This is a genomic window from Symbiopectobacterium sp., from assembly GCF_047692315.1.
Lineage (GTDB): Bacteria > Pseudomonadota > Gammaproteobacteria > Enterobacterales > Enterobacteriaceae > Symbiopectobacterium.
In genome coordinates, this window is the sequence record NZ_JBLLJS010000027.1 from 64,756 (window position 1) to 72,584 (window position 7,829).

At 54.3% G+C, this 7,829-nt stretch carries 7 protein-coding genes and 3 pseudogenes; 6 read left to right on the forward strand and 4 right to left on the reverse strand.

The window, feature by feature from the left end; genetic code table 11:
- Positions 1-432: 432 nt before the first annotated feature.
- From frdA to frdD, 4 genes and pseudogenes are all read left to right on the forward strand, one after another.
- Positions 433-2,202 carry a fumarate reductase (quinol) flavoprotein subunit gene (gene frdA / locus ACMZI0_RS16595; protein WP_415673781.1) on the forward strand — a complete coding sequence of 590 codons (1,770 nt, stop codon included), beginning with the start codon at positions 433-435 and terminating at the stop codon, positions 2,200-2,202.
- Entirely contained in the window at positions 2,195-2,932 is a 738-nt protein-coding gene (locus ACMZI0_RS16600) for a succinate dehydrogenase/fumarate reductase iron-sulfur subunit (protein WP_415673789.1), read from the forward strand. The genes frdA and ACMZI0_RS16600 overlap by 8 nt, the downstream gene beginning before the upstream one ends.
- An 11-nt stretch (positions 2,933-2,943) precedes the next feature.
- Positions 2,944-3,339 (forward strand): annotated as a pseudogene (gene frdC, locus ACMZI0_RS16605) (fumarate reductase subunit FrdC).
- A gap of 15 nt (positions 3,340-3,354) precedes the next feature.
- Positions 3,355-3,711 (forward strand): fumarate reductase subunit FrdD, encoded by a 357-nt coding sequence (gene frdD, locus ACMZI0_RS16610; RefSeq protein WP_222159798.1) that lies wholly within the window; start codon positions 3,355-3,357, stop codon positions 3,709-3,711.
- Between the two features lie 110 nt (positions 3,712-3,821).
- Here frdD and ACMZI0_RS16615 read toward each other — a convergent pair.
- Positions 3,822-5,056: pseudogene (locus ACMZI0_RS16615) on the reverse strand (MFS transporter); the annotation flags it as partial.
- Between the two features lie 128 nt (positions 5,057-5,184).
- On the opposite strand from ACMZI0_RS16615, the gene ACMZI0_RS16620 reads away from it, so the two are divergent.
- Positions 5,185-5,613, forward strand: a complete 429-nt coding sequence (locus tag ACMZI0_RS16620) for a winged helix-turn-helix transcriptional regulator (RefSeq protein ID WP_415673790.1) — start codon at positions 5,185-5,187, stop codon at positions 5,611-5,613.
- 59 nt (positions 5,614-5,672) lie between these two features.
- On the opposite strand, the gene ACMZI0_RS16625 is transcribed toward ACMZI0_RS16620, so the two are convergent.
- From ACMZI0_RS16625 to ACMZI0_RS16635, 3 genes are all read right to left on the reverse strand, one after another.
- On the reverse strand, positions 5,673-5,891 hold the full coding sequence (locus ACMZI0_RS16625) for a DMT family protein (RefSeq protein WP_415673782.1): 219 nt from the start codon (positions 5,889-5,891) through the stop codon (positions 5,673-5,675).
- Positions 5,884-6,096 carry a DMT family protein gene (locus ACMZI0_RS16630; RefSeq protein WP_415673783.1) on the reverse strand — a complete coding sequence of 71 codons (213 nt, stop codon included), beginning with the start codon at positions 6,094-6,096 and terminating at the stop codon, positions 5,884-5,886. The genes ACMZI0_RS16625 and ACMZI0_RS16630 overlap by 8 nt, the downstream gene beginning before the upstream one ends.
- 122 nt (positions 6,097-6,218) lie before the next feature.
- On the reverse strand, positions 6,219-6,350 hold the full coding sequence (locus tag ACMZI0_RS16635; protein ID WP_415673784.1) for an entericidin A/B family lipoprotein: 132 nt from the start codon (positions 6,348-6,350) through the stop codon (positions 6,219-6,221).
- A 212-nt stretch (positions 6,351-6,562) separates the two neighbouring features.
- Here ACMZI0_RS16635 and ACMZI0_RS16640 point away from each other — a divergent pair.
- Positions 6,563-7,500 (forward strand): annotated as a pseudogene (locus ACMZI0_RS16640) (DMT family transporter).
- Positions 7,501-7,829 lie beyond the last annotated feature (329 nt).

The window sequence follows — 7,829 nt, forward strand, 5'->3', positions numbered from 1 at the left end:
CGCCTGCAAACAATTCTACTCCGCTACAATTGCGCTCTGCCCCTCCCGCCGCCTCTCGTGCTCTGGCTTGCCCATGCACAGACCATTTGATCCCGATATCCAGAACAATATTTACAATTACCGTGAGCCAGTTCCTTATTAAAGAAATAAAAGTGTTATTTATCCAGCAATAGCGTTAACGATCATGTTGTTATTACCAAAACCAAAACACAATAAAAAAACAAAATGCTGGATCACATCAAACTTCACCTACTCATAATTCGGTATAATAATTTCCACATAAAAAATATAGGTTTAGCTATTCTTAATATGTGTCCGTGAATTGCTTTAAATATCGATGAATTACAGAAAGCGTTCGACGGGAAATAGAGAGATTAACGAATAGAATATATTATTTTTAATTTAATTAACTTTAGTAACTGGAGGAGTGCAGTGCAAACCTTTATGGCCATTATCGGGGCCGGGGGCGCTGGTTTACGTGCGGCAATCGCTGCCGATGAAGCTAATCCCCAACTGAAAATTGCACTGATATCAAAAGCCTACCCAATGCGTAGCCACACCGTGGCCGCTGAGGGTGGTTCAGCCGCAGTCACTCAGGATCACGATAGTTTCGATTTTCACTTCCACGACACGGTCGCGGGTGGCGATTGGCTCTGCGAGCAAGACGTCGTTGAGCATTTTGTTCATCAGTGCCCACAGGAAATGATCCAGCTAGAACAATGGGGTTGCCCCTGGAGCCGTAAACCCGACGGTTCCGTCAATGTACGTCGTTTTGGCGGTATGAAGATAGAGCGCACCTGGTTCGCCGCCGATAAAACCGGCTTCCACATGCTGCACACCTTGTTCCAGACCTCACTGAAATACCCACAAATCCAACGCTTTGATGAGCACTTTGTGTTGGATATTCTGGTCGATGACGGTCAGGAGCGCGGTCTTGTCGCCATCAACATGATGGAAGGCTCACTGGTGCAGATCCGCGCTAACGCGGTGGTGCTGGCGACCGGCGGTGCGGGTCGCGTTTACCGTTACAACACCAACGGCGGCATCGTCACCGGTGACGGCATGGGCATGGCATTCCGCCACAGCGTGGCGCTGCGCGATATGGAGTTCGTGCAATATCACCCGACCGGTCTGCCGGGCTCCGGCATCCTGATGACCGAAGGCTGCCGCGGTGAAGGCGGTATCCTGGTCAACAAAGATGGCTACCGTTATCTGCAAGATTACGGCATGGGACCGGAAACGCCGCTCGGCGAGCCGAAAAACAAATACATGGAACTGGGCCCACGCGACAAGGTATCGCAAGCCTTCTGGCACGAATGGCGTGCAGGTCGCACCATTTCCACCCCATTGGGCGACGTGGTTTACCTCGACCTGCGCCATCTAGGCGAGAAAAAGCTGAAAGAGCGTCTGCCGTTTATCTGCGAACTGGCAAAAGCCTACGTCGGCGTCGATCCGGTGAAAGAGCCGATTCCGATTCGTCCGACGGCGCACTACACCATGGGCGGTATCGAAACCACCATCAAAGGGCTGTTTGCTGCTGGCGAATGTTCCTCGGTGGGCCTGCACGGTGCTAACCGCCTTGGCTCCAACTCACTGGCAGAACTGGTGGTGTTTGGCCGCATGGCAGGAGAAAACGCGGTACGCCGTGCGCAAGAAGCCGCGCCCGCCAACGGCAGCGCGCTGGATGCACAGACTCGCGATATTGAGCAACACCTGCACTCCCTGATGAATCAGGAAGGTACCGAGAGCTGGGCGAAAATCCGCGACGAGATGGGCATGTCGATGGAAGAAGGCTGCGGTATTTATCGCACCACCGACCTGATGCAGAAAACCGTGGATAAACTCGCCGAGCTGAAAGAACGCTTCAAGCGCGTTAAAATTCACGACCACTCCAGCGTGTTCAATACCGATCTGCTCTACAACATCGAGCTGGGCCACAGCCTGGACGTCGCAGAGTGTATGGCGCACTCCGCCATCAATCGTAAAGAGTCGCGCGGCACCCACCAGCGTCTGGATGAAGGCTGCACCGAGCGCGATGACGTGAATTTCCTGAAGCATACGCTGGCGTATTACAACCCGAACGGCGCACCGCGTCTGGCTTATGGCGACGTGAAAATCACCACGCTGCCACCGGCAAAACGCGTGTACGGTGCCGAAGCGGAAGCACAGGAAAAGAGCAAGAAGGAGCAAGCGAATAGCTGAGTTAGCTACCCTGAAAATGGAAGTCATGCGCTACAACCCAGAAACCGATAAGGCACCACACATCGAGACGTTCGAGGTGCCTTACAGCCGGGAAACCTCCCTGCTGGATGCTCTGGGTTACATCAAAGATAACCTGGCACCGGACCTCTCATACCGTTGGTCCTGCCGTATGGCTATCTGCGGCTCCTGCGGCATGATGGTGAATAACGTGCCGAAGCTGGCGTGCAAGACCTTTTTGCGCGACTACGCAACCAGCGGCATGAAGGTGGAAGCGCTGGGTAACTTCCCGATTGAACGCGATCTGGTGGTCGATATGACCCACTTCATCGAAAGTCTGGAAGCCATCAAGCCTTACATCATCGGCAACAACAAAACGCCCGCCGACGGCGCCAACAAGCAGACCCCGGCGCAGATGGAGAAGTACCATCAGTTCTCTGGCTGCATCAACCGCGGTCTGTGCTACGCCGCATGCCCACAGTTTGGTCTTAATCCTGAGTTTATCGGGCCGGCAGCCATCACGCTGGCGCACCGTTACAACCTGGACAACCGCGACCACGGCAAGAAAGAGCGTATGCCGCAACTGAACGGCAAAAACGGCGTCTGGAGTTGTACCTTTGTCGGTTACTGCTCAGAAGTGTGTCCGAAGCATGTCGATCCTGCCGCTGCCATTCAGCAAGGCAAGGTGGAGAGCGCCAAGGACTTCATGATCGCTATGCTGAAACCGCAATGAGGGAGGCAACAATGACAATCAAGCGTAAAGCATACGTTCGCAGCATGCCTGCAAGCTGGTGGCAACGGCTCGGGTTCTATCGCTTTTACATGCTGCGTGAAATGACCGCCGCCCCTGCGGTATGGTTCAGCATTGTGCTGATCTATGGCGTATTTTCCTTGAAACACGGCGCAGAAGGCTGGGCCGGATTCGTCGGTTTCCTGCAAAATCCGCTGGTGCTGCTGCTCAACATCATCGCGCTGGTGGCTGCGGCTATTCACACCAAGTCCTGGTTTGAACTGGCGCCCAAAGCCAGCATCATCATCGTCAAAGATGAAAAAATGGGGCCATAGCCTGTTATCAAAGGGCTGTGGGCTGTAACCGTCATTGTCATGCTGGCTATTCTCGCCATCGCGTTACTATTCTGATTGGAGGGGAACAACGTGATTAATCCAACACCAAAACGTTCCGATGAGCCTCCCTTCTGGGGACTGTTCGGTGCCGGTGGAATGTGGACCGCCATTTTCTCACCGGTGATTATCCTGCTGGTGGGTGTGCTGCTGCCACTGGGGATGTTCCCCGACGCGCTGAGCTATGAACGCATCGCCGCCTTCTCCCATAGTCTTATTGGACGGCTGTTTCTGCTGCTGATGATTATTCTGCCGATCTGGTGTGGTTTACACCGTCTGCATCACCTGATGCATGACCTGAAAATCCACGTTCCGGCAGGGAAATGGGTATTCTACGGTCTGGCTGCCATCCTGAGTGTTGTCACCGTTATCGGTGTTGTCACCCTGTAACAGGCTATTAGATGTCATCTGCTACGGCCCGCACAGCGGGCCGTTTTTTTTATCAGACCTTCCTGATCAGTGGTCTTTTTATTCTTGTGTCCTACCGAAACGACCTCTTGCGTGGCAACCCTGCGCGTCTTCCACCACAACAGCAGTGCCAGCAGGCTGACAGCAGCACCCAGCACACACACCTTGCCAACCAGCATGGGCATACGTCAGGGTTGTGCTGAACGTGCCAATCCCGCTGCCAAGAGCGTAAAACAGCATGTAGAGGGCAACCAAACGGCTATGCGCCTCAGGCCGGGCACGGAATATCAGGCTTTGGTTGGTCACGTGCAGCGCCTGCCCTCCCAGATCGAGCAGCACAATCCCGACAACCAGCGCCCATAGCGATTCATCCATTAGCGACAAAGGCCACCATGCCAGCAGTAATGTCACCAGTGCAAGCGCGCTGGTGTGCTGGGCATACCCCCCCTATCCGCCCATCGTCCAGCGCGTGAGGCAGCCAGTGCGCCTGCCACCCCCACCAACCCAAACGCACCGATGACCGTGTGCGAGAAACCATAAGGCGGCGCGCTCAACGGCAGCACCAGCGCACTCCAGAAGATGTTGAAGGCGGTAAACATCAGTAATGCCAGCATGCCACGCACTTGCAATATTCTTTCCTGTCGCAGTAGCGTCAACATCGAAGCGATCAGCCGCGGATAGCGCATATGCCGCTGTGATGGAGGAAAAACCGGTAGCCGCAACCATAACGGTAGCGCTATCGCTAGCATCAGCACCGCAGCACAGAAGTAAACACCACGCCAACCCGCAAGATCGCTCACGCCCCCCGCAAACACCCGCGCAAGCAACAGGCCGATAAACACACCACTTTGCGTCGCGCCAACAACACGCCCCCGTTCATGGGAGGAGGCTGTGCTGGCTCATAGGCAATTAATCCCTGTGTCATCGCGGTTCCTAGTAGACCAATGGCCAGCATGCCCAGCAGCACAGGTGCAGACGATGCCATGCTAACGGTGACCAATGCGGCTACCAACGCCGATAGCTGCATGACCATCACCGATAGCTGCATGACCATCAAGAGACGACGATCAACACGGTCTCCTAATGGCACCAGCAGTAGCAGCGCCAGGGCGCAACCAACCTGGGTAGCGGTGACGACACCGCCAACCGTGGCCTGGCTGATGCCAAAATCCGTTGCCAGCGCATCAAGTAACGGCTGTGCGTAATAGACATTTGCCACGCTCAAACCACTGGCGATAGCGAACAGCGCTATCAGGCCGCGGGGCATGTCAGCAGACTGGGCCAGCGAGCTGCTTTGACTCAAGGGGGATGTAAGGGAACGCTTCATGATTTAACGCTATGGATTCCAGTTGCAAAATAAAACCGATTGAATGCTAGGCGATCTGGTTTTAAAATGCAACTTGATAACTATCACACACCAAACCGTCAGGAAATGCCGTGCTGAACCGCAAAACCATGAATGACGAACCTTGTCCCGTTGCACGCTGCGTCGATGTGGTCGGCGATCGTTGGTCGCTGCTCATTGTGCGTGACGCCTTCGATGGCGTACGCCGCTTCGGCGATTTTCAACGCAGCCTGAGCGTTGCGCGCAACATTCTTTCCGATCGTCTGCGCAAACTGGTCAATGCAGGCATTCTTGAGATGCAGGACGCCTCGGACGGTACTGCCTACCAGGAGTACGTACTGACGTCTGAGGGAGAAAATCTGTTTCCGGTCGTGGTGGCGTTACGACAATGGGGAGAACAACACCTGTTCAAGCCAGATGAGCGCCATTCGGTACTGATCGACACGCGCACGGGCAACCCGATTCCCTACATGGCACCCCATGCTGAGGATGGTACCGTGCTGATGCCCGCGACTGCTGAAGTACGGAAGTTATCGTGAAGTGAGATACGGCTGGCTACGTGAACCAGCCGTAGAAATAGCGTGAAAAGCAGGTATCATTAACCCAAAATTTTATCTTTGAACATGAAAAACACCGCCCCCAGCAAGCAGAGACCGGCCCAGATGAAATCGGTACGGAACGGTTCTTTCAAAATGATCATCGAGAATGGAATAAATACCGTCAGGCTGATCACTTCCTGCAAAATCTTTAGCTGCCCCGCCAAGGCCACCTGATAGCCGATGCGGTTGGCCGGCACCTGCAACAGGTATTCAAACAACGCAATCCCCCCAACTGACCAGTGCGGCAATCAGCCAGGTTCGTTCACTGAAATAGCGCAAATGGCCATACCAGGCGAACGTCATAAACACATTGCTCAGGGTCAGCATACCTACAGTAATAAACAACGGCGACCAGTAATAAACAACGGCGACATCGTACTTCTCCATCCATTCCGCTACGCAAAATACCCGTTTCTCTACCACACACGGCTGTGGGGGTGAAGGAAGATCACAGATATATCACTGCGGCGGGCGGGCTGTCTATAGGATGACCGCCGCTCAGCATCATTTAATCGTCGCTCACCACGATGTTTACTGACCGGGCACTATTGTGCACTGCGTTGAATGGCTTTCCCACCCGCTTCGACATCCTGACCAATTCCACGGGTGGTATTGCAAGCGGTCAACACGGAGAGCATCAGCAATGAGGCAAGGATAAGCACGCTTTTCTTGAACATGGTTATTTTCCTTCTCAAGGGAGAGTAAAAGGGAAAGTAATAATGTAGAGGCGACCTCTATCGCCTTCTGTAAGCGTAGCCAATCCTGCCGCGATAAGCGTTTTTTGTTCCGGTTTAGCCCCACACAGCACCAGCGTAACGTGCGGTGGCGATAGCCTTAACGCGCTATTCCCCCTATGATGGACGGCCAATCACATTTGCCCAGACACGCAATGCAACGTTATTTCTCTGCTTCTTCCCAACCTATACTGGGCATCAAGCCCCAGGAGTGGGCGCTGATCCTGATCACATTAGTGTGGGGAACCACCTTTTTAGTGGTCCATTTAGCCATGCAGCACAGTGGTCCGCTGTTTTTTGTTGGGCTGCGTTTTACCACGGCGGGCGTCATCAGCCTGCTGGTCTTTCGGCGCGCGCTGGCCGGGCTGACGCTTCAGGAGTGCTATGCAGGTTTTGCCATCGGGGCGAACATTCTTCTGGGTTACGGATTACAAACCTATGGCCTGCAAACCATCACCAGCAGCCAATCCGCGTTTATTACTGCTCTGTATGTCCCCTTGGTGCCGCTGCTGCAATGGCTGGTGTTGCGGCGACGCCCCGGCGTCATGAGTCTGATGGGTATCGTTTTCGCGTTTGTCGGCCTGATGTTGCTGGCGGGGCCCGATGCGGGCCATCTGAGCATGAGCCGGGGTGAATGGGCCACGCTGCTCAGCACGCTGGCAATTGCTGCCGAGATCATTCTTATTGGCCATTTCGCCGGAAAAGTCGATGTGCGCCGGGTCACCACCGTACAGTTGCTGACTGCGGGGCTGCTCTCATTATTGCTGATGCCCGCGACCGGTGAGCCGCTGCCCGCGTTCTCCTGGGCCTGGCTGCTGGGCGGCATCGGTCTGGGTGCCGCAAGCATTGCGATTCAACTGACCATGAACTGGGCGCAAAAGGCAGTATCCCCTACGCGCGCCACCGTTATCTACGCCAGCGAACGTTGTGGGCAGGCATTGTCAGTCGTATTGCCGGCGACCGTTTACCCGGCCTAGCCATTGTGGGAGCCGCGCTGATTGTTATCGGAGTGCTGGTCAGCGAATTGAAACCTGCCCAGTGGCGATGCAACAAGAAAGTGGCCGCATGCGGCACAGAGAGCGAAGGGGTTTAATACGGGATATTGTGAAAGAGAGCACTCAAAAAAGGGCCGGAGTCGCCCCGCTCATGGTAGCCACGACGAAGAATGGCCGCATGTTGATACCGACCACGGTCAAAATGCAAAAGATCACATAGGGTAATCGGTCATCTGCGATGCCAGCCAAGCTCATGGCGATATGGCGCTTTTTTTTGACGGCTAGGAAGCCATGATGCTGCGAAATCGGAGAGAAGACGAGCACAAGAGGCTAACGCTGGCCTACTCAGCAGAAAAAAGGGTCTGATTAATAACAAAATAGTTAGGGTAATCATGTCTTTACGCACCTACTTTACTCGTCGTGAATA